The organism is Burkholderia sp. MSHR3999 (assembly GCF_000833595.1).
GTDB classification, from domain to species: Bacteria; Pseudomonadota; Gammaproteobacteria; order Burkholderiales; family Burkholderiaceae; genus Burkholderia; species Burkholderia ubonensis.
In genome coordinates this window covers 2,209,879-2,231,353 of sequence record NZ_JRFO01000007.1, presented here as the reverse complement: position 1 = coordinate 2,231,353, position 21,475 = coordinate 2,209,879, and the positions used below count along the sequence as shown (strand labels likewise).

Sequence of the window (21,475 nt, the reverse complement as noted above, 5' to 3'; positions counted from 1 at the left end):
AGCGCGCGCTCAACGCGCCGGCGCATCCGGTTCTCCGCCCGCCTCGTCCAACAGCCATTGCCGGAACGCCACCAGCTTCGGCAAGTGCAGCTCGCTGCTGCGACATGACACGAAGTGCGTTTCGCGCTCGAACTGGACGAAGGACGGCCCGCCGATTTCGACGAGGTCGCCCCGCGCGAGCTCGCGCTCGGCGAAGCGGACGCTTTCGAGCACGAGCCCCATCCCGTCGACCGCCGCGGCAACCGCAAGCGCGGCGCGGTCGAACGAAGGCCGCGGCCGATCGGGCATCGGCATGTCGTTTGCGTTGAACCAGTCACGCCACGTCACGGCGCTCAACGTCGTGTCGATAAGCGTCGCCTGATCGAGCAGTTGTCGGACGTCACTCGCTTCGTGAAGCAGGCGCGGCGCGCACATCGGCACGTGACGCTCGCGCCCGAGCGACACCGTGTGGATTCCCGGCCGATTGGGCGCGCTTCCATATGAAATCGCGACGTCGACATCCTGGACGCGTGTGAGATCGAGCGGCTCAGGGCCGGTCGACAGTCGAATGGTGATGCGCGGATGGAGTTGAGCGAACGCCGGCAGCCTCGGGCCCAGCCACTTCACGGCGAAGCTGGGCGCGCAATGCACGGCGAGCACCTGTGACGCCGGCGCCAGCGACACTTCGGCGCAAGCCGATTCGATCACGCTGAACACGCGGCCCAGCGTGTCGACGAGGCGCAGCGCTTCCGGCGTCGGCTCGATTCGGCGATTGCGCCGGATGAACAACGCGCGGCCGAAGTATTGCTCCAGCTCCTTGACCTGATGGCTGATTGCGGACGGGGTCAGGTGCAGTTCCTGCGCGGCGAGCGCGAAGCTGTGCAGCCGGGCGGCTGCTTCGAAGGCCCGCAACAGCACGAAATTAGGCAGTCTGCGCAAGCCGGCACCCCAAACAGGTGAATGTGATTCATGTTTTCATGAACAACGATCGATTGTCAACGCGCGATCCTGACACGACCATCATGTCTCGTTCAAACGGTAATCGCTTCGAGAAACGAACATGTCTGACGTAATCGATCATCCCCTCAAAACCATCGACCTGAAGGGTCGCGTGTCGATCTACCAGCCCGAGCAGGAAGGTCTGATCTTTCCGCAGTTGCCTGCCTTTTCCACGCATGCCGAGCATCGCCGCCATCTGCAGGAGCGCCTGGTCGGCGCGTGCAGGGCATTCGCGCTGCAGGGTTTCGATTACGGTTTCGCAGGACACCTGACGGTGCGCGATCCGGAGCATCCGGAGCTGTACTGGACCAACCCGATGGCCGTGCATTTCTCGCAGGTCAGGCTGTCGAACCTGATCCTCGCCGATCATGAAGGCCGCGTGGTCGAAGGTCGCCATGCGATCAATCGCGCGGGATTCGTGCTGCACGCGGCCGTGCACGACGCGCATCCCGACATCGTCGCGATGTGCCATGCGCATACCGTGTACGGCACGGCGTTCGCGGCGCTCGCCAAGCCGCTTGCGCCGATCAGCCAGGACGCGGCGGCGTTCTTCGAGGATCACGTCGTGATCGGCGACGAAGCCGGCCAGGTCGCGGTCGAGGTGAGGACCGGGCACAAGGTTGCGCGTGCGTTCAAGGGCGTCAAGGCGGCGATCCACCAGAACCATGGGCTGCTGACGGCCAGCCGGCACAGCATCGAAGCGGCCGCGTTCTGGTTCATCGCGCTGGAGCGCTGCTGCCGGCAGCAATTGCTGATCGAGGCAACCGGCATCAAGCCGCGGCTCGTGCCGGAAGACCGCGCCCGCTACAGCCGCGAGCACGTCGGCAGCGAATACATCGGCTGGCTGCACTTCCAGGCGATCTGGGACCAGCTCGTCAATACGCAGCCCGACATGTTCGACTGACGCCGACGGCTGCCCGCCTGAGCGGCACGGCCGAAGTGCGCGTGCCGACGATCACACGAAACCGGAGACACACATGATTACGTCGAGGCACGCCATCGCGCCGCCCCGCACCTTCACGGATGCCGAGCATGCGCAAGCGGCGCTGTATTCGAAGGTCACCTGGCGCCTGATCCCGCTGCTGTTCCTTTGCTACGTCGCCGCTTACCTCGACCGGGTGAACGTCGGTTTCGCCAAGCTGCAGATGCTGAAGGACCTCGGCTTCAGCGAGAGCATATACGGCCTCGGCGCGGGCATCTTCTTCATCGGCTACTTCATCTTCGAAGTGCCGAGCAACGTCATCCTTCACAAGGTCGGCGCGCGGCTGTGGATCGCGCGGGTGATGATCACATGGGCCGTCATCTCGGCGGCGATGATGTTCGCGAAGACGCCCGCATTGTTCTATACGTTGCGCTTCGCGCTCGGTCTGGCCGAAGCGGGGCTGTTCCCCGGCGTGATCCTCTACCTGACCTACTGGTATCCGGCCGAGCGGCGCGGCAAGATCATCGCGCTCTTCATGACGGGCATTCCGATTTCCGGCGTGCTCGGCGGCCCGCTGTCGGGCTGGATCCTGCATGCGATGACGGGCGTGCACGGTCTCGCGGGCTGGCAGTGGCTGTTCCTGCTCGAAGCGGTGCCTTCGCTGGTGCTGGGCGTGGTCGTCGTCCTGTTCCTCGACAAGGGCATCGAACAGGCGAAATGGCTGACCCATGACGAGAAGACCACGCTGATCCACAACATCGCGATGGACGCGTGCGGCGCGCCGTCCCATTCGTTCCGCGACGGGCTCACGCATCCGCTCGTGTGGGTGCTGAGCGGGATCTACCTGTTCTTCATCATGGGCCTGTACGGCGTCGGCTTCTGGCTGCCGACGCTGATCAAGGGCTCCGGCGTGACGGACACGCTTTCCATCGGCCTGCTCGCGACGGTGCCCTACGCGGCGGCGGCGATCGCGATGATCTGCGTCGGGCGCAGCTCGGATGCGCGGCGCGAGCGTCGCTGGCACGTCGCGGTGCCGGGCCTGATCGGCACCGCCGGCTGGGTGCTCGCGGTGTCGGCCGGCAGCGGCAACGTCACGCTCGCGATGATCGGCCTGACGGTCGCGACGATGGGCGTGATGACGACGCTCTGCCAGTTCTGGTGCCTGCCGACCGCCATCCTGGCTGGCGCCGCTGCGGCGACCGGCGTCGCGGTCGTCAATTCGCTCGGGAATCTCGCGGGCTTCGTGAGCCCTTACGTGATCGGGTGGATCATCGACAAGACGCACTCGACCGACCTCGGCGTCTATACGCTCGCCGCGTGCCTCGCGATCGGCGGACTGCTCGTGCTCGCGCTGCCGAAGCGGCTGGTGAACCGTTGAGCGGCGTGCGCGGACAGGAGATCGACATGTTGAGTGCACACGAGTTTGCGACGCTGATGCTGGTCAAGGACGCGCCGGGCCGGGTCGATCCCGGCCGGGCCGAGCTCGACGTGCTGCTCGAACGCGAGCTGGTGAAGGTGGAGGATCGCGCGTCAGCGTTCGCGCTGCCGCGCGTCACGCCGCTTGGCGACGCGCTGCTGCAGGCGATGGCGCGATTGTTTTGACACGGGCATGCGCGCCCGCCCGATTCACGCCGGCGCGCGCGCCACCCGCACGGCCGTGCCGTAGCAGATCACTTCCGTCACGCCGGAGCCGATCTCGGTCGAGTCGTAGCGCATCGCGACGATCGCATTCGCGCCGAGCTTGCGCGCGTCGGCGAGCATCTTGTCGAACGCCTGCTCGCGGGCCTTCTCGCACAGCGACGTGTACAGCGTGATGTTGCCGCCGAACAGCGTCTGCAGCGCCGCGCCGAACGTGCCGACGATCGAGCGCGAGCGCACGACGATCCCCTGCGCGACGCCGAGCGAGCGCACGGTGGCGTGGCCGGGCAGGTCGAAGGCGGTGGTCACGCGTTCGGGCGCGAGGTCGTCGAGGGAGCGGTCGGTGTCTTTCATGGTCGATGGGCGCATGGCGGCGCGTGGAAAGTGGGCGATGATTCTATCGGATGCGACGACGGGCGCGAACAGCCGCTCGCGCCCGTTTTGCGCCCGTTTCGCTTTCGCGCCTGCGAGCGGCTCAGCCGCGCGCCGTCATGGCCTCGCTGCCGTGCCGCCGTCGCCGAGATCGACCGCGTAGGCCAGCGCCAACTTGCCGAACTTCAGCGCGTGGTTGGCCTGGCGATCCGAGTTCTCCAGCGTGTCGTTCACGGTATGGATGTACGGACTGTCGTTCTGGTCCGCCTCGAACGGGAACGACGCCGGATAGCCCTGCGCGTTCCACGACGCATGGTCCGAGCACGCATAGCCGCATCGCGACGTGCCGACCGTCAGCTCCGGCAAGTAGGTGCGCGCCAGGTTCGACAGGTAGGTGTTCTGCGCGGCGTTCGTGTAGTCGGAGATCAGGTAGATGTCTTTCGCGTCGCCCTTGTAGTTCGTCATGTCGAGCTGCAGCACGCCGACCACGTTCGCGTTCTGCGCGCGGAACTGCTTCGCGATCGCCTTCGAGCCGAGCAGGCCGGCTTCCTCCGCCGCGTAGCCGATGAACTTGATCGTCCGCTTCGGCTTGTAGTTGTTCGCGAGCACCACGCGCAGCGCCTCGGTCAGGCTCGCGATGCCGGACGCGTCGTCGTCCGCGCCGGGCGAGCGGGTGTTCTCGGTCGTCCAGCCGACGGTCGAATCGAGGTGGCCGCCGAGCACGACCGTGCCCGCCGCGGGATCGCTGCCCTTGATCGTCAGGATCACCGATTTCTGCGGCCAGCCGGTGTGCGCGAACTGCTCGACGGTGACGTCGGCGCGCGCGCCCGCGAGCTGCTTCCATTGCAGCGCGAGCCAGTCCGACGCGGCGACGCCGTGCGACGTCGTGTAATAGCGGTTCGTGAAGCCGGACAACGACGTGATCGTGCCGACGATGTTGCTGGCCTGAAGCTGCTGGACCCAGTTGCGGATCTGCTGGGAATCCGCGACCTTGTACTCGGGCGCGGCCTGTTTCGCGAGCGGCAGCGGCTGCAGCGCCTGGCGCGCTTCGTCGTAGGAGTCGTGCACGACGTAGCCCGGCCCGTGGCCGCGGCTGCGGTGCACCGCGTGCGCGAGCTCGCCCAGCACGGCGTCGTCGACCTGCACGACGTGGACGGTGTCGCGGCGGGCGGCGCCGTCGGCGGCCTGGCCGGCCGGGACCGTCGTGGTGTACCGCGCGGTCGCGCCGGCGTCGATGCGCTGCAGCTGGCGGTAGGCGCCGTCGCCGAGCGTGATCCACACGGGCGCCGCGTGCGCGGCCACGGCGAACAGCGTGCCGCATAGCGCGGCGCTCAGTAGTTTCAGCGATGAAGTAGGCATGTTCGATCTCATCAGGGTAGTGATGTCGAGAAATCGGGGCGCCTCGCAGGTCGTGCGATCCGCCCCGGCCTGCTGCGGTGTCACGACTTCGTCGGCACGGTCACGGCGTACGTGCAGCTCTTGTTGTACGCGTTGCCGATCGCGGTGATCTGCGCGGCGCTGTAGCCGAGCGTGGCGGCGGCGTTGATCACGGCTTGCGCGGCGGCCTTCTGGTTGGTCGAGCCGTTGGTCATCGACAGGCCCTTCAGGAATGCCTTGTCCATCGCCGCGCCGCCGATCGCGTCGCGCGCGACGAGGTTGCACGACGCCCAGTACTGGCCGGCCGTGTGGATCTCGGCGCCGCGCGCCTGCGCATAGGTGCGGCCGACGTTCCAGTTGGTCACGCGGCCGCCCCAGAACTCGTTGTGGCCGTCCCAGTTGAAGACCCAGTTGTATTGCGCGTCGGACGGGCTCCACTGGTTGAAGTCGCGGCTGTAGGCGGCGGCGAGGTAGTCGCCCGTGCCTTCCGACAGGCCTTCCTGCTGCGACAGGCCGCCGTTGGTGATCCAGTCGTGGATGCCGTGGCCCAGTTCGTGGATCACCACGTCGGCGTCCTCCGCGTCGTCGACGCCGCCCTGGCCGAACGTCAGCTTGCCGCTGCCCGACGAGTACGACGAGTTGTCCGCGCCGGATTCGCCGTGCGGGTCGTACTGCACGCCGCCCGAATACTGGTACGGCAGCGCCTTGACGCCGAGCGTCTGGTTCACGTAGCGCAGGAACGTGTCGATGTGGTAGTACGCGTTGACCGCCTCGAAATAGAGGTTGCCGCGCGTGAACTCGAAATTCGGCGTCGCCTGCACCGGGCACGCCTTGTCGAGCGGCGCATCGAAATCGACGCAGGACGCGTAGGGGCCGGAGAGCTTGTAGGTCGAGCCCGATTGCGCGAGCTCCTTCAGCGTCACGCGCACGCGCGCGGCGGTCAGCTGCGTGGAGTCGGCGTCGTTGCTGTCCTTGTAGCCGGTGCTGCCGTAGCTGCTTTTCGTCGGCGACAGCGGATCGGGGCGGAATACGAAGCCGGTGCCGTCGGTCGCGTAGAACGCCTTGTCCTCGGCGCGCAGCACTTCGCCGCTGCCCGCGTCGATCAGCAGTTCCCAGTCGCCCTTCGGGCCGTTCTGCGGCTTGCCGCGCACCTTCCACGCGGTATGCGTGCCGGCGGCGTCGACGAACGCGACGAGCTGCGCGTCGACGTTCACGAAGCCGTTCACGCCGAGATACGCGCGCGCGCGGTCGAGCGCCTGCTGCTGGTCGACGGCCTGCGACTTGGCGGACTTCGGGGCGGCGCCGCTGATTGCGTTGCTCGCGACGTACAGGATGCGGCCGTCCTTGCCGACCGTGACCGCGATGTCGCTGCCGTAGACCGGCAGGCCGGCCGCCTGCTGCTGGAAGCGCACGACGGTGAAGTCGGGGTCCTTGCGCTCCGACGTGACGACGAGGCTGGCGAGCGCGGCCGCGTCGAGCCCGAGCCGGGCGGCCTGCGACGCGACGAAGTCGCGCGCGGTCGCCGCGGGCGTGGCGGCGGCCTTCTTCGCCTGATAGGGCGGGTTGTACAGCGTGACGGCGACGCCGTCCGCGCGGAACTGACCGTTCGGCGCATCCGAATTCGCGGCGGGCGGCGCGACGCCGCGCGTGAGGCTCTCGCGCAGGCTCGACGCCTGCGGGTCCCCGTTCTTGTGGTCGGCGGCGGCGCTGGTTGCGACGCCGAAACCCAGCGCGATGCTCAGTGCCAACGGCAGTGCCTTGCGTGATGTTTGCATACGTCATCCTCGATTCAACGGTTGGGGAAGCCCGCGCCCTCGCGAGGCGCAGGTACGACACGGCCCGCGCGCCGGCTTGTGAAAGCCGGCGCGTCGACGCGCGTTGCGGCGCTGCGACTGACTAAGGAGAGCTAAGCGTCAGGTCGAAGCGAAACAGGAAAGAGGTGGAATGCGAACGGACCGCCGGACGGCGGAAGACGGGGAGAAGCGGACGGCGGGCAGGTGCTGCGACGGCGTATCGAGCATCGTCATGTCATACCCCTCGGATCAAAGTTGGCGTGGCAGCCTGCATGCTCGACTCGCGTCGGCCGGCGTGTTCGCCTCGTTAGGCTGCCTATCTATTTTTTTACATGTTACAGAACATTTTCGTGAACATTGCAAATTATTTTCGAAGCACGCTTCGATTCGTCGAGCAATTGGCGTGATTGTTCATCGAGCGGCCGGAAATGATGCAGGATTGCGCAATATTCCGCGGTTTTGTGCGCGGGCGCGTCAGCGCAGCGCGCGGCGGTCGCTGCGCGGGCTCATCCCGAAACGCGTGCGATAGGTGCGCGAGAAGTGCGACGGCGATTCGAAGCCGCACGCGACGCACACCGACGTGATGCTCATGTCGGTCTGCTGCAGCAGCTCGCGCGCGCGGTCGAGCCGCAGGTTCAGGTAGAAGCGCGTCGGCGTGTCGTTCAGCGTCGCGCTGAACAGCCGCTCGAGCTGGCGCCGCGTGATCGCGACTTCGTCGGCGAGCGCGTCGGGCCCGAGCGGAGTCTCCATGTGGCGCTGCATCGTGCCGATCACCTGGATCAGCTTGCGGTTGTGCACGCCGTAGCGCGCGGCGATCTCGAGCCGCTGGCTGTCCGAGCGCTGGCGGATCCGGCTGACGACGAACTGCTCGGAGATCGCCGCCGCGAGGTCCGCGCCGTGCCGTCGCCCGATCAGGTCGAGCATCATGTCGATCGACGCGGTGCCGCCCGCGCAGGTGATGCGCCGCTCGCCGATCTCGAACAGCTCCTGCGTCGCCCTCAGGCCCGGGTAGCGCTCGCGGAACGCGGCCAACGCTTCCCAGTGCAGCGTGAGCGGATGCGACGAATCGAACAGCCCGGCCTCGGCGAGCACGAAGCTGCCGGTATCGATGCCGCCGAGCGTCGCGCCGTGCCGGTGCTGGCGCCGCAGCCAGTCGCCGAGCGCGCGCGTGTAGCAGACGAGCGGGTCGAAGCCCGCGACGACGAACACCGTGCCGACGCGCTCCACGTCCGCATACGCGGCCTCCGCGGCGACCGGGATACCGTTGCTGGCGGCCACCGGGCCGCCGTCCGCGCTGAGCACGTGCCAGCGGTAAAGCTGCGCGCGAAAGCGGTTCGCGACGCGCAGCGGCTCGACCGCTGACATGAAGCCGAGTGCGGAGAAGCCGGGCAGCAGCAGGAAGTGGAAATCCTCGGGCATGGTGGCGGGCAGGGTTGGACGACCGCAGCGTAGCGCCGGCGGCGCAACGGGACAAGCGTGGACAATATTCGACCGGCCGCTCGGCCCCGCCTGACAAGGCCGCCACTCGATCTAGTGGTTTCTCCGCATAGTCGCACCCAGTCAAGAAAATGTCGCCGGCGGTCGCCTTGCGGCGAATATGGCCCGTTACTTTTGAGTCCACGATGCAGGCCGGGACGCATCCCGCACACCCGCTGCTCACTGAGTCGAACCGGGAGGGAACCATGAAGTCGAGAACGATCGCCGCGCTCGGCGCGGCTTTGCTGGCGGCGGGTGTGTGGTCGAGCGCGGCGCAGGCCGACGCGGACCCCGCGACCTGCCGCACCGTGCGCTTCGCCGACATCGGCTGGACCGACATCACGTCGACCACCGCGATGGCGTCGACGGTGTTCGAGGCGCTCGGCTACAAGCCGACGACGACGATCGCGTCGGTGCCGATCTCGTTCGCGGGGCTGAAGAGCAAGCAGCTCGACGTGTCGCTCGGCTACTGGTGGCCCGTGCAGCAGAAGCAGCTCCAGCCGTTCCTCGACAGCAAGTCGATCAACGTCGTCGAGCCGCCGAACCTGTCTGGAGCTAAGGCGACGCTCGCGGTGCCGAGCTACGCATACCAGGCCGGCCTGAAGACGTTCGACGACATCGCGAAGCATCGCGCGGAGCTCGACGGCAAGATCTACGGGATCGAGCCGGGCAGCAGCGCGAACGCGACGATCCAGAAGATGATCGACACGAACCAGTACGGGCTCGGCGGCTTCAAGCTCGTCGAATCGAGCGAGGCCGGGATGCTCGTCACCGTCGAGCGCGCGATCCGCGACAAGAAGTGGGTCGTGTTTCTCGGCTGGGAACCGCATCCGATGAACATCCAGATCAGCATGAACTACCTGTCGGGCGGCGATGCCGCGTTCGGCCCGAACTACGGCGAAGCGCGCGTCTACACGCTGACCGCGCCCGACTTCATCGCGCGCTGCCCGAACGCGGGCAAGCTCGTCACGAACCTGCGCTTCTCCACGCAACTGGAAAACCAGCTGATGCAGGCGGTGATGAACAAGACCAAGCCGGCCGAGGCCGCGAAGGCGTACCTGAAGAAGAATCCGCAGGTGCTCGATCCGTGGCTCGCGGGCGTGAAGACGTTCGACGGCAAGGACGGCCTGCCGGCGGTGAAGGCCTATCTCGGCCTGTGACGGCCGCGGCGCGCAGCGACGATCCACCAGACACACGACACAACCCGAACACAACGAGGCAATCAGCATGAATCACGAAGTCATCGTGACGTGCGCCGTCACCGGCGCGGGCGATACGGTCGGCAAGCATCCGGCGATTCCGGTCACGCCGAAGGAGATCGCGGCCGCCGCGATCGAAGCGGCGAAGGCCGGCGCGACGGTCGCGCACTGCCATGTGCGCGATCCGCAGACCGGGCGCGGCAGCCGCGACCCGCGCCTGTATCGCGAGGTGGTCGACCGGATCCGCTCGGCGGACGTCGACGTCATCATCAACCTGACGGCCGGCATGGGCGGCGATCTCGAGATCGGCCCCGGCGAGGACCCGATGCGCTTCGGCAAGGGCACCGATCTCGTCGGCGGGCTCACGCGCCTCGTGCACGTCGAGGAACTGCTGCCGGAGATCTGCACGCTCGATTGCGGCACGCTGAATTTCGGCGACGGCGACTACATCTACGTGTCGACGCCCGCGCAGCTGCGCGCCGGCGCGAAGCGCATCCAGGAGCTCGGCGTGAAGCCGGAGCTGGAGATCTTCGACACCGGGCATTTGTGGTTCGCGAAGCAGCTGCTGAAGGAAGGGCTGCTCGACGATCCGCCGCTGTTCCAGCTATGCCTCGGCATTCCGTGGGGCGCGCCGGCCGATACCGGCACGATGAAGGCGATGGTCGACAACCTGCCGCCCGGCGCGCACTGGGCCGGCTTCGGGATTGGCCGCATGCAGATGCCGATGGTCGCACAGGCGATGCTGCTCGGCGGCCACGTGCGGGTCGGCCTCGAGGACAACCTGTGGCTCGATCGCGGCGTGCACGCGAGCAACGGCACGCTCGTCGAGCGCGCGAGAGAGATCGTCGAGCGTCTCGGCGGCCGCGTGCTGACGCCCGCCGAAGGGCGCCGCAAGCTCGGCCTGCCGGCGCGCGGCGAACGGCTGCTCGAACGCCGCGCGATCGCCGAGTTCGCCTGATCTTTCCATTGCAGGACGGCGGCGGCTTCGACGCGAAGCCCGCCGTCTCACTTCACCCGATTTCAAGGATGCGTTCGACATGGCAGTGATCACCGACATCAAGACGTTCGCCGCGATCGGCACCGGCGTGATCGGCAGCGGGTGGGTCGCCCGCGCGCTCGCGCACGGCCTCGACGTGGTCGTATGGGACCCCGCGCTCGGCGCGGAACATCAGTTGCGCGCGAACGTCGCGAACGCGTGGCCCGCGCTCGAACGCGTCGGCCTCGCGCCGGGCGCCTCTCCCGCGCGCCTGCGCTTCGTCGCGACGATCGAGGAATGCGTCGCCGACGCCGATTTCATCCAGGAAAGCGCGCCCGAGCGCGAAGCGCTGAAGCTCGAACTGCACGAGCAGATCAGCCGTGCGGCGAAGCCGGACGCGATCATTGCATCGTCGACGTCCGGCCTCTTGCCGACGGATTTCTACGCGCGCGCGTCGCACCCGGAGCGCTGCGTCGTCGGCCATCCGTTCAATCCGGTGTACCTGCTGCCGCTCGTCGAGGTGCTCGGCGGCGCGCGCACCGCGCCCGAAGCGGTCGACGCCGCGATGGAGATCTATCGCAAGCTCGGCATGCGGCCGCTGCACGTGCGCAAGGAAGTACCGGGCTTCATCGCGGACCGGCTGCTCGAAGCGCTGTGGCGCGAGGCGCTGCATCTCGTCGACGAAGGCGTCGCGACGACCGGCGAGATCGACGATGCGATCCGCTTCGGCGCGGGCATCCGCTGGTCGTTCATGGGCACGTTCCTGACCTACACGCTCGCGGGCGGCGACGCGGGCATGCGACACTTCATGCGGCAGTTCGGCCCGGCGCTCGAATTGCCGTGGACGAAGCTCGTCGCGCCGCGGCTGACCGACGCGCTGATCGACCGCGTGGTCGACGGCACGGCCGAGCAGCAGGGCGCGCGCAGCATCAAGGAACTCGAGCGCTATCGCGACGAGTGCATCACCGAAGTGCTGCGCGCGATCGCCGCGGTGAAGGCGCGGCACGGCATGCGATTCGAGGACTAGATATGACGAAGGGCGATACGCCGCTGACGATATACCGCGACGTCGTGCGGCCCGAATGGGTCGATTACAACGGACACCTGCGCGATGCGTTCTACCTGCTGATCTTCAGCTTCGCGACCGATGCGCTGCTGGACCGGATCGGCCTCGACGATGCGGCGCGCAAGTCGCGGGGGCGCTCGGTCTACACGCTCGAGGCGCACGTCAACTATCTGCACGAGATCAAGGAGGGCGCCCGCGTGCGCGTCGATGCGCGCGTGGTCGCGCACGACGCGAAGCGGCTGCATCTGTATCTGGAGCTGTTCGCCGACGGGCGCGACGACGCGGTATCGGCGAGCGAGCAGATGCTGCTGCACGTCGATACGCGCGACGGCCCGAAGTCGACGCCGTTCGACGACGACGTCGCCGTGCAGCTCGCCGCGCTGCACGCGTTGCAGCGCGATTGCCCGCCGCCCGCTTATGCGGGGCGCGTGATCGGCTTGCCGCCACGCCGCTAGCGCGGCGCGCGAACGATGCTCGAAACGGAAATCTCGGCGTTCGTCGCGGCGGTCGACGCGTGGTATCCGGCCGATGCGGCCACGCGTTCGCCGGCGGAGCAGCGGCGCATCTACGAACGGTTCGCGGCGGCGTGGACGCCTGCCGGGCTGCCGCCGGGAATCGTGCAGGACGACGGCGCGTGGCGCGCGCCGGACGGCCGTGTCATTGCACTGCGCCGCTACCGGCACGCGCACGCGGCGCCGCGCGGCACCGTGCTGTTCTTTCACGGCGGCGGCTTCGTCGTCGGCTCGCTCGACAGTCATGCGCTGATCACCGCGCGTCTCGCGGCCGACACGGGGCTCGCGGTGATCGCGGTCGATTACCGGCTCGCGCCCGAGCATCCGGCGCCGGCCGCGCTCGACGATTGCGTTGCCGTCGTCCGCGCGGCGCTCGCGGAACGGCTGCCGTTCGGGCCGTGCGCGCGGCCGCTGACGCTCGCGGGCGACAGCGCGGGCGGCATGCTCGCCGCGGCCGTCGCGGCGGCGCTGCGTGATGCGGGGGAGGAGGGCATCGACGGCGTCGCGCTCGTCTACCCGATGCTGGGCTTCGAGCCGCAGCCGCCGGCGCGCGATGCCGAAGCGCATGCGCCGATGCTGACGCTCGACGACGTCTATCGCTATCGCGCGCTGTACTGGAACGGCCAGTTGGACGGCCGGTCGGACGCGCTTGCGCCGCTCGACGCCGCGCGCTTCGACGGGTTGCCGCCGGTGCTCGCGATCGGCGCGGAGCACGACCCGTTGCGCGACGATGCGCGGGTCTACGTCGAGCGGATTCGCTCGGCGGGCGGCGCCGCGCGCTTCTGGCTGGGAACGGGGCTGGTGCACGGCTGCTGGCGCGCGCTCGACACGAGCCCGCAGGCGGCGCGGATGCACCGGATGGTCGGCGATTTCCTGCGCGCGCCGAGCGCGTAGCGTTCGATTCGAGGAGGCAACGATGCAGGCAGCACCATCGCGTATCGAGGACTGGCGGACGTTTCCCACCGACGTGACGATCGCGGCCGCGACGCTCGGCGACGGGCTGGTGAGCGTCGCGTGGAGCGACGGACGCCGCTCGCCGTTTCACTTCGACTGGCTGCGCGACACCTGTTCGTGTCCGGCCTGCGTGCATGCGCAGACCCGCGAGCAGGTGTTCGAGATCGTCGACGCGCCCGACGCGCTCGCGGTGCGCGGCGTGCAGGTGGGCCACGACGGCGCGCTGCACGTCGAATGGCGCGACGGCCACCGCAGCGCGTGGCCGCCCGGCTGGCTCCGGGCGCACGCCTACGACGACGCGTCGCGCGCGGAGCGTCACGCGGCGCAGGGGCGCCATGTATGGAGCGGCGACGATCCGGACGCGATCGCGGGATTCGCATGGCGCGACGTGATGCACGACGACGCGGCGCTGCGCGCGTGGCTCGGCGCGCTGCAGCGCACGGGGCTGACGCTGGTCGAGGGCGTGCCGCCCGAACGCGGGCGGGTGGACGAGATCGCGCGGCGGGTCGGGCTGGTGCGCGAGACCAATTTCGGCGCGCTGTTCGACGTCGAGTCGAAGCCGCGCCCGGACAGCAACGCGTACACGTCGATCAACCTGCCGCCGCATACCGACCTGCCGACCCGCGAATTGCAGCCGGGCGTGCAGTTCCTGCATTGCCTCGCGAACGACGCGACGGGCGGCGACAGCATTTTCATCGACGGCTTCGCGCTCGCCGACGCACTGCGCGACGCATATCCGGACGATTTCGCCCTGCTCGCGACGACGCCGTTCGAATTCTGGAACAAGAGCGCGGCCAGCGACTATCGCTGCTCGGCGCCGGTGATCGGGCTGAACGCGCGCCGCGAGGTGATCGAGGTGCGCCACGCGAATTTCCTGCGCGGGCCGGTCGACGCGCCGGCCGCGTCGATGCCGGCGATCTACCGTGCGTACCGGCGCTTTCTCGCGCTGGCGCGCGAGCCGCGCCTTCGGGTACAGCGGCGGCTGCGCGCGGGCGACATGTGGGCGTTCGACAACCGGCGGGTGCTGCATGCGCGCACCGAGTTCGATCCGTCGACCGGACGCCGGCACCTGCAGGGCTGTTACGTCGATCGCGACGAGCTGCTGTCGCGGTGGCGGGTGCTGTCGCGCGCGGCGACGCCCACGGCATGAGCGGTCGCGCCGGCGAAAAAGCGCCCGGACGCGGAACGCCCGGGCGAAGCCACCTGTTGCCAGGCGGCGGAGGTATGTCGTTCACAAAAAAGACGAGCCCTGTTCGAGGGCTCGTCCGGATGCGGATCGCGCGAAGCGCGGCGCCCGCGCGGGGCGCGTCGGCTTACTGGCCGAAGAAGATCGAGTCGCGCGGGTTCGACGACGTCGCGGTGGCCGGGCTGCCTGCGCGGACGACCGGCGCGGCTTGCGCGCCGTAGCCGCTGTTGTCGGCGCCGTGCACGCGCGCTTCGGCCGCCTGGATGTCCTGCGGGTAGTACGGGCTCGACACGCCCGGCTTGTAGCCGGCCTTCTCGAGCTGGACCAGCTCGTCGCGCACTTGCGCGCGGGTCACGGTGCTTTGCGCGAATGCGCCGAACGAAGCGGACAGGGCGGTAGCGGCAACGACTGCGGTAATGAGCGATTTCATGATGACCTCCGATGTTTTATTGGGTTTCGCGTTCGACTCGATGTCTTAAGCGATTGATGAAATCTTAGTCACCGGGATCTTCAGGGTAAACGCTGATTTTGATTAAAGATTATTTACTGGGCAGTAAAAATAAAGCGTCGGACAACGCTTTCAATGAGCTTTCGTTTCAAACGGCGCAACAAGCATGACGAAAATGCGCGCCGACGGAGCCATGCGCCGCGCCGCGCAATCATTACATTGTTCGATGTAACGATAATGCGCGTCCGCGGAACAGACAAACGGGGGAAATGGATCGGCGCTTTCAACGCCGGATCGGGGCGTTACTTGCCGCCGGCCAGCGCAAGCACTTCGGCGGCGGAGATCATCGCGCCGGCGTTCGCGGGCGCCGGGCGTTCGGCGGGGCGAAACACTTCGTCGCCGCGCTGGATCACCTGGCGCGACAGCGCGCAGGTGCCGGTGCGTTGCGCGAAGCGGCGGCGCCAGCGCTGTTCGCCGTAATGGCAGCGGCCGGGTTCGACCCAGCGGACGACGAGCAGCGTATCGGAACGTTCGAGGATTTCGACGTGAACGTCAGCGGGATCGAGCGCAGGCAGGGATTGGGAGGACTTCATTTGCCGTTTCCTAAAGCTCGTGCGGTATCGGCGCCGGCAGTGGATGGCACTGGCCAAAGTCGATTCCGTAGCGGTTTCCAGTAGTGGTGCGCTAAATGTAAGCGTCTGTGACCGGAAAAAACATCCTGCTTCGTTCGAATTACCTTTTGCCGATTCAGAAACAATCGACGCTTATTTTCGTGAGAAATCGTTGACAAAAGCGCCCCGGACGGATGTCCGGGGCGAAAAAAGCGGGTCGCGCCGCCGCGTCTGCTCGCTCAGACACGGCGCGGCGCCGCGCAGGACGGAGTGCCCGCGACGATCGTCGGCGGGCGGAAAAGCGTGGCGTCGCCGGCAGCGCGACCCGGCATCGGCATGATCGCGCGGCGCGCCCGTTGCGACGCTGACGCGAACATGACGTTTCTGACAGGTTGACGCGGCGGGCCGCAGCGAATAAGGCGAATGCCCGCCGAAATCCCCATTTCCTTCCCCGGGAAAACACTGAATCCCAGTTCCGTGACAAATCGCCGATCGCTTCCTATGATTGGTTGGACCATTAGTCCTTTGTGCCAATCAGCCGGCCGCGCTGCCGGCCTCCATCGGGAGAGGTGCTCATGAGATTGCAGGGCAAGCGTGCGCTCGTCACGGCGGCGGGGCAGGGCATCGGCCGGGCGACTGCGCTGCGGTTTGCGCGCGAGGGCGCCGACGTGCTGGCGACGGATATCGACGAGGCGTCGCTGACGCGGCTCGCGGCCGACGCGCAGGGCGCGGGCGGCGCGCTGTCGACGCAGCGGCTCGACGTGACGAGCGCGCGCGACGTGACCGGGCTGGCGGTCGCGCAAGCCCCGTTCGACGTGCTGTTCAACTGCGCCGGCTACGTGCACCACGGCACGATCCTCGACTGCGACGAAGACGCGTGGGTGTTCTCGTGGAACCTGAACGTGACGTCGATGTACCGGCTGATCCGCGCGCTGCTGCCCGCGATGATCGCCGCGGGCGGCGCGTCGATCGTCAACATGGCGTCCGCCGCGTCGAGCGTGAAGGGCGTGCCGAACCGCTTCGTGTACGGCGCGACCAAGGCCGCGGTGATCGGCCTGACGAAGTCCGTCGCCGCGGATTTCGTCGAGCAGCGCATTCGCTGCAACGCGATCTGCCCCGGCACGATCGAGTCGCCGTCGCTGGAGGCGCGCATCGCGGAACAGGCGCGCGTGCGCCAGGTGTCGGCGGACGTGGTGCGCGACGCGTTCATCGCGCGCCAGCCGATGGGGCGCATCGGCCGCGCGGACGAAGTCGCCGCGCTCGCGCTGTACCTGGCGTCCGACGAGTCGTCGTTCACGACCGGCGCGATCCATCTGATCGACGGCGGCTGGTCCAACTGACCGTGTCCAACTGACCGCACGTCGCAACCTTCACCTTCCTCATTCCCGACGACATGAAACTGCTCCGATACGGCGCGAAGCATCATGAAAAACCCGGCCTGCTCGACGCGCAGGGCCGCCTGCGCGACCTGTCCGGCGTGGTCGACGACATCGCCGGCGACGTGCTGGCGCCCGCGTCGCTCGCGCGCCTCGCGGGCATCGACCCGGCGACGCTGCCGCTCGTCGGCGGCGCGCCGCGGCTCGGCGCGTGCGTCGGCCGGGTCGGCAAGTTCATCTGCATCGGGCTCAACTATTCCGATCACGCGGCCGAATCCGGGATGGAGGTGCCGAAGGAGCCGGTCGTGTTCGGCAAGTGGACGAGCGCGATCGCGGGGCCGAACGACGACGTCGAGATTCCGCGCGGGTCGGAGAAGACCGACTGGGAAGTCGAGCTCGGCGTCGTGATCGGCCGGGGCGGCCGCTACATCGACGAGGCCGACGCGCTGTCGCACGTCGCCGGCTACTGCGTCGTGAACGACGTGTCGGAGCGTGAATTCCAGCTCGAACGCGGCGGCACCTGGGACAAGGGCAAGGGCAGCGACACGTTCGGCCCGCTCGGGCCGTGGCTCGTGACGGCCGACGAGGTGCCCGACCCTCACGCGCTGCGGCTGTGGCTCGACGTCGACGGCCGGCGCTACCAGAACGGCTCGACCGCGACGATGATCTTCCGCGTGCCGTTCCTCGTCAGCTACCTGAGCCGCTTCATGAGCCTGCAGCCGGGCGACGTGATCTCGACCGGCACGCCGCCGGGCGTCGGGCTCGGGCAGAAGCCGCCCGTCTACCTGCGCGCGGGCCAGGTGATGAAGCTCGGCATCGACGGGCTCGGCGAGCAGCGCCAGCGCACCGTGCAGGCCTGATTCCGGACCCGCCGGACCCCTTTTCCCGGATCGTTCGCCATGCCTATCATTCGATCGATGCGCGTCATCGACGTGCGCTTTCCGACCTCGCGCGCGCTCGACGGCTCCGACGCGATGAACCCGGACCCCGATTACTCGGCCGCCTACGTCGTGCTCGAGACCGATCGCGCAGGCCTCGCAGGGCACGGGCTCACGTTCACGATCGGGCGCGGCAACGAGATCTGTTGCGCGGCGATCGACGCGATGCGCCATCTCGTCGTCGGTCTCGACCTCGACTGGATTCGCGAGGACATGGGGCGGTTCTGGCGGCGCATGACGTCGGACAGCCAGCTGCGCTGGATCGGGCCGGACAAGGGTGCGATCCATCTCGCGACCGGCGCGGTCGTCAACGCGGTGTGGGACCTGTGGGCGAAGGTGGAAGGCAAGCCGCTGTGGCGGCTCGTCGCCGACCTGTCGCCGGAGGCGTTCGTGCGCGCGATCGATTTCCGCTACCTGCGCGACTGCCTCACCGAGGACGAGGCGCTCGCGATCCTGCGGCGGCAGGCGCCGGCCAGGGCGGAACGCATCGCCACGCTGGAGCGGGAGGGGTACCCTTGCTACACGACGTCCGCGGGCTGGCTCGGCTACAGCGACGACAAGCTGCGCCGCCTGTGCCGCGAAGCGGTCGACGCCGGGTTCGACCACGTGAAGCTGAAGGTCGGCGCGAACCTCGCGGACGACATCCGCCGCGTGACGATCGCGCGCGACGTGATCGGCCCCGACCGCAAGCTGATGATCGACGCGAACCAGGTATGGGAAGTCGACGAGGCGATCGACTGGGTGCATGAGCTCGCGTTCGCGCGGCCGTGGTTCATCGAGGAGCCGACGAGCCCCGACGACGTCGAAGGGCATCGCAAGATTCGCGAGGCGATCGCGCCGGTGCAGGTCGCGACCGGCGAGATGTGCCAGAACCGCGTGATGTTCAAGCAGTTCATCGCGCGCGGCGCGATCGACGTCGTGCAGATCGACGCGTGCCGGTTGGGCGGCGTCAACGAGATTCTCGCGGTGATGCTGATGGCCGCGAAATACGGGCTGCCGGTCTGCCCGCACGCGGGCGGCGTCGGGCTGTGCGAGTACGTGCAGCACCTGTCGATGATCGATTACGTGTGCATCTCCGGCACGAAGGAGGGGCGCGTGACCGAGTACGTCGATCATCTGCACGAGCATTTCGTCACGCCGTGCGTGGTGCGCGGCGCGGCCTACCTGCCGCCGACGGCGCCGGGCTTCTCGATCGAGATGAAGCCCGAGTCGCTGGAGCAGTATCGCTTCCGGGGCTGACGCGGCACGCGGCGACAACAGGAACGACGGAGACGCAACGTGGACTTGAACCTGCAGCACAAGGTCGTGATCGTGACCGGCGGCGCGTCGGGCATCGGCGCCGCGATCTCGACGCGGCTCGCCGACGAGGGCGCGATTCCGGTGGTGTTCGCGCGCCACGCGCCGGACGACGCGTTCTGGCGCGACCTGCAGCGCCGGCAGGCGCGCGCGGCGTTCTTCGCGGTCGAGCTGCAGGACGACGCGCAGTGCCGCGCCGCGGTCGAGCAGGCCGTCGCGCGCTTCGGCCGGCTCGACGGCCTCGTGAACAACGCGGGCGTGAACGACCGTGTCGGCCTCGACGCGGGGCGCGACGCGTTCGTCGCGTCGCTCGAACGCAACCTGATCCACTACTACGTGATGGCGCATTACTGCGTGCCGCACCTGAAGGCGGCGCGCGGCGCGATCGTCAACGTGTCGTCGAAGACGGCCGTCACGGGCCAGGGCGACACGAGCGGCTATTGCGCGGCGAAGGGCGCGCAGCTCGCGCTGACGCGCGAATGGGCGGCGTCGCTGCGCGACGACGGCGTGCGCGTCAATGCCGTGGTGCCCGCCGAAGTGATGACGCCGCTCTACCGGAACTGGATCGCCGGGTTCGACGATCCCGACGCGAAGCTGGCCGGGATCGCCGGCAGGATTCCGCTCGGCCGGCGCTTCACGACCGTCGACGAGATCGCCGACACGGCGGTGTTCCTGCTGTCGGAGCGCGCGTCGCACACGACCGGGCAATGGCTGTTCGTCGACGGCGGCTATACGCACCTCGACCGCGCGCTCGGCTGAACGGCGCGAACGTGGCCCGCACCCAGGACGCCGACATGCAATCCGACCCGACCCGGCAACCCATCCAGCCGCCGCACGCGCGCGCGCCGCTCGTCGAGCTGCGCGGCATCAGCAAGCGCTTCCCCGGCGTGCAGGCGCTCGACGACTGCCGCTTCGACCTGCAGGCGGGCGAGGTGCACGCGCTGATGGGCGAGAACGGCGCGGGCAAGTCGACGCTGATGAAGATCCTCGCGGGCGTCTACGAGAAGGACGGCGGCGAGATCCTGCTGGACGGCCGCGCGGTCGACGTCGCCGAGCCGCGCGCCGCGCAGGCGCTCGGCATCGGCATCATCCATCAGGAGCTGAACCTGATGAACCACCTGAGCGTCGCGCAGAACATCTTCATCGGGCGCGAGCCGCGCGGCCGGTTCGGCGCGTTCATCGACGAGGAGCGGCTGAACCGCGACGCCGCCGCGATCTTCGCGCGGATGCGGCTCGATCTCGACCCGCGCATGCCGGTCGGCCGGCTGACGGTCGCGCGCCAGCAGATGGTCGAGATCGCGAAGGCGCTGTCGTTCGACTCGCGCGTGCTGATCATGGACGAGCCGACCGCCGCGCTGAACGACGCGGAGATCGCCGAGCTGTTCCGGATCATCCGCGACCTGCGCGCGCACGGCGTGGGCATCGTCTACATCTCGCACCGGATGGACGAGCTGCGCCGGATCGCCGACCGCGTGACCGTGATGCGCGACGGCAAGTACGTCGCGACCGTGCCGATGGCGGGCACGTCGATGGACGCGATCATCGCGATGATGGTCGGCCGCCAGCTCGACGCGCCGTTGCGCACGCCGCCCGACACGTCGGCCAACGACGTCGTGCTGGACGTGCGCGGCCTGTCGCGCGGCCGCGCGATCCGCGACGTCGGCTTCACGCTGCGGCGCGGCGAGATCCTCGGGTTCGCGGGCCTGATGGGCGCGGGCCGCACCGAGGTCGCGCGCGCGATCTTCGGCGCCGACCCCGTCGATGCGGGCGAGATCCGCGTGCACGGCGCGCGGGCGACGATCCGCACGCCGGCCGACGCGGTCGCGCACGGCATCGGCTATCTGTCGGAAGACCGCAAGCATTTCGGGCTCGCGGTCGGCATGGACGTGCAGAACAACATCGCGCTGCCGAGCCTGCGCCGCTTCGTGCGCCGCGGCGTGTTCCTCGACGCGCGCGCGATGCGCGACGCCGCGCATGCGTACGTGCGGCGGCTCGCGATCCGCACGCCGTCGGTCGCGCAGCCGGCGCGGCTGCTGTCGGGCGGCAACCAGCAGAAGATCGTGATCGCGAAATGGCTGCTGCGCGACTGCGACATCCTGTTCTTCGACGAGCCGACGCGCGGCATCGACGTCGGCGCGAAGAGCGAGATCTACAAGCTGCTCGATGCGCTCGCGGCCGACGGCAAGGCGATCGTGATGATCTCGTCCGAGCTGCCCGAAGTGCTGCGCATGAGCCACCGCATCCTCGTCATGTGCGAAGGCCGCGTCACCGGCGAGCTGAGCGCGGCCGAGGCCACCCAGGAAAAGATCATGCAGCTCGCCACGCAGCGCGAGTCGACCGTCATCCCCTGAATCCGA

21 protein-coding genes are annotated in these 21,475 nt (G+C 68.4%); 14 read left to right on the top strand and 7 right to left on the bottom strand.

The features are described from left to right. Positions 1-9: 9 nt before the first annotated feature. Positions 10-918, bottom strand: a complete 909-nt coding sequence (locus KY49_RS33190) for a LysR substrate-binding domain-containing protein (protein ID WP_042588467.1) — start codon at positions 916-918, stop codon at positions 10-12. 121 nt (positions 919-1,039) lie between these two features. On the opposite strand from KY49_RS33190, the gene KY49_RS33185 reads away from it, so the two are divergent. From KY49_RS33185 to KY49_RS33175, 3 genes are all read left to right on the top strand, one after another. After that, the gene (locus KY49_RS33185; RefSeq protein WP_042588466.1) at positions 1,040-1,882 is read left to right on the top strand and encodes a class II aldolase/adducin family protein; all 843 of its coding nucleotides are present in this window, start codon (positions 1,040-1,042) and stop codon (positions 1,880-1,882) included. Positions 1,883-1,955: 73 nt separating this feature from the next. Then, positions 1,956-3,278: an MFS transporter gene (locus tag KY49_RS33180; RefSeq protein WP_042588465.1), complete on the top strand. Its 1,323-nt coding sequence runs from the start codon at positions 1,956-1,958 to the stop codon at positions 3,276-3,278. A gap of 26 nt (positions 3,279-3,304) precedes the next feature. Then, on the top strand, positions 3,305-3,502 hold the full coding sequence (locus tag KY49_RS33175; protein WP_042588464.1) for a hypothetical protein: 198 nt from the start codon (positions 3,305-3,307) through the stop codon (positions 3,500-3,502). 24 nt (positions 3,503-3,526) lie between these two features. Here KY49_RS33175 and KY49_RS33170 read toward each other — a convergent pair whose 3' ends face one another. The 4 genes from KY49_RS33170 to KY49_RS33155 form a co-directional block, all read right to left on the bottom strand. Beyond that, complete coding sequence (locus tag KY49_RS33170) at positions 3,527-3,892, bottom strand: YbjQ family protein (protein ID WP_042588463.1); 366 nt, start codon at positions 3,890-3,892, stop codon at positions 3,527-3,529. Between the two features lie 135 nt (positions 3,893-4,027). Beyond that, positions 4,028-5,269, bottom strand: a complete 1,242-nt coding sequence (locus tag KY49_RS33165) for a M20/M25/M40 family metallo-hydrolase (RefSeq protein WP_042588462.1) — start codon at positions 5,267-5,269, stop codon at positions 4,028-4,030. An 80-nt stretch (positions 5,270-5,349) separates the two neighbouring features. Continuing rightward, positions 5,350-7,062 (bottom strand): M36 family metallopeptidase, encoded by a 1,713-nt coding sequence (locus KY49_RS33160; protein WP_042588461.1) that lies wholly within the window; start codon positions 7,060-7,062, stop codon positions 5,350-5,352. Between the two features lie 492 nt (positions 7,063-7,554). After that, entirely contained in the window at positions 7,555-8,499 is a 945-nt protein-coding gene (locus KY49_RS33155; RefSeq protein ID WP_042588460.1) for a GlxA family transcriptional regulator, read from the bottom strand. A gap of 263 nt (positions 8,500-8,762) precedes the next feature. On the opposite strand from KY49_RS33155, the gene KY49_RS33150 reads away from it, so the two are divergent. From KY49_RS33150 to KY49_RS33125, 6 genes are all read left to right on the top strand, one after another. Next, the gene (locus tag KY49_RS33150; RefSeq protein WP_042588459.1) at positions 8,763-9,716 is read left to right on the top strand and encodes a choline ABC transporter substrate-binding protein; all 954 of its coding nucleotides are present in this window, start codon (positions 8,763-8,765) and stop codon (positions 9,714-9,716) included. Between the two features lie 67 nt (positions 9,717-9,783). Continuing rightward, entirely contained in the window at positions 9,784-10,713 is a 930-nt protein-coding gene (locus KY49_RS33145; protein WP_010089883.1) for a 3-keto-5-aminohexanoate cleavage protein, read from the top strand. Between the two features lie 79 nt (positions 10,714-10,792). After that, positions 10,793-11,758 carry an L-carnitine dehydrogenase gene (locus tag KY49_RS33140; protein ID WP_042588458.1) on the top strand — a complete coding sequence of 322 codons (966 nt, stop codon included), beginning with the start codon at positions 10,793-10,795 and terminating at the stop codon, positions 11,756-11,758. A gap of 2 nt (positions 11,759-11,760) precedes the next feature. Further along, on the top strand, positions 11,761-12,252 hold the full coding sequence (locus KY49_RS33135) for a thioesterase family protein (RefSeq protein ID WP_042588457.1): 492 nt from the start codon (positions 11,761-11,763) through the stop codon (positions 12,250-12,252). A gap of 15 nt (positions 12,253-12,267) precedes the next feature. After that, the gene (locus tag KY49_RS33130) at positions 12,268-13,203 is read left to right on the top strand and encodes an alpha/beta hydrolase (protein WP_042588456.1); all 936 of its coding nucleotides are present in this window, start codon (positions 12,268-12,270) and stop codon (positions 13,201-13,203) included. 22 nt (positions 13,204-13,225) lie between these two features. Beyond that, positions 13,226-14,413 carry a TauD/TfdA family dioxygenase gene (locus KY49_RS33125; protein ID WP_042588455.1) on the top strand — a complete coding sequence of 396 codons (1,188 nt, stop codon included), beginning with the start codon at positions 13,226-13,228 and terminating at the stop codon, positions 14,411-14,413. Positions 14,414-14,576: 163 nt separating this feature from the next. Here the strand turns inward: KY49_RS33125 and KY49_RS33120 are convergent, their stop codons facing one another. Together KY49_RS33120 and KY49_RS33115 are read right to left on the bottom strand one after the other, a co-directional pair. Further along, entirely contained in the window at positions 14,577-14,879 is a 303-nt protein-coding gene (locus tag KY49_RS33120; protein WP_042588454.1) for a DUF4148 domain-containing protein, read from the bottom strand. Positions 14,880-15,199: 320 nt separating this feature from the next. Then, positions 15,200-15,490: a DUF3331 domain-containing protein gene (locus KY49_RS33115; RefSeq protein ID WP_042588453.1), complete on the bottom strand. Its 291-nt coding sequence runs from the start codon at positions 15,488-15,490 to the stop codon at positions 15,200-15,202. A 593-nt stretch (positions 15,491-16,083) separates the two neighbouring features. Here KY49_RS33115 and KY49_RS33110 point away from each other — a divergent pair. Genes KY49_RS33110 through KY49_RS33090 form a run of 5 tightly spaced genes read left to right on the top strand, consistent with a single transcriptional unit; the run spans position 16,084 to position 21,469 of the window. Beyond that, positions 16,084-16,848 carry an SDR family oxidoreductase gene (locus KY49_RS33110; RefSeq protein WP_042588452.1) on the top strand — a complete coding sequence of 255 codons (765 nt, stop codon included), beginning with the start codon at positions 16,084-16,086 and terminating at the stop codon, positions 16,846-16,848. 53 nt (positions 16,849-16,901) lie between these two features. Beyond that, positions 16,902-17,744 (top strand): ureidoglycolate lyase, encoded by an 843-nt coding sequence (locus tag KY49_RS33105; RefSeq protein WP_042588451.1) that lies wholly within the window; start codon positions 16,902-16,904, stop codon positions 17,742-17,744. 39 nt (positions 17,745-17,783) lie between these two features. Then, a complete protein-coding gene (locus tag KY49_RS33100; protein WP_042588450.1) occupies positions 17,784-19,061 on the top strand; it encodes an L-fuconate dehydratase in 1,278 nt (425 codons plus the stop codon). Between the two features lie 39 nt (positions 19,062-19,100). Beyond that, positions 19,101-19,877, top strand: a complete 777-nt coding sequence (locus KY49_RS33095) for an SDR family oxidoreductase (protein WP_042588449.1) — start codon at positions 19,101-19,103, stop codon at positions 19,875-19,877. 35 nt (positions 19,878-19,912) lie between these two features. After that, the gene (locus tag KY49_RS33090) at positions 19,913-21,469 is read left to right on the top strand and encodes a sugar ABC transporter ATP-binding protein (RefSeq protein WP_042588935.1); all 1,557 of its coding nucleotides are present in this window, start codon (positions 19,913-19,915) and stop codon (positions 21,467-21,469) included. Positions 21,470-21,475 lie beyond the last annotated feature (6 nt).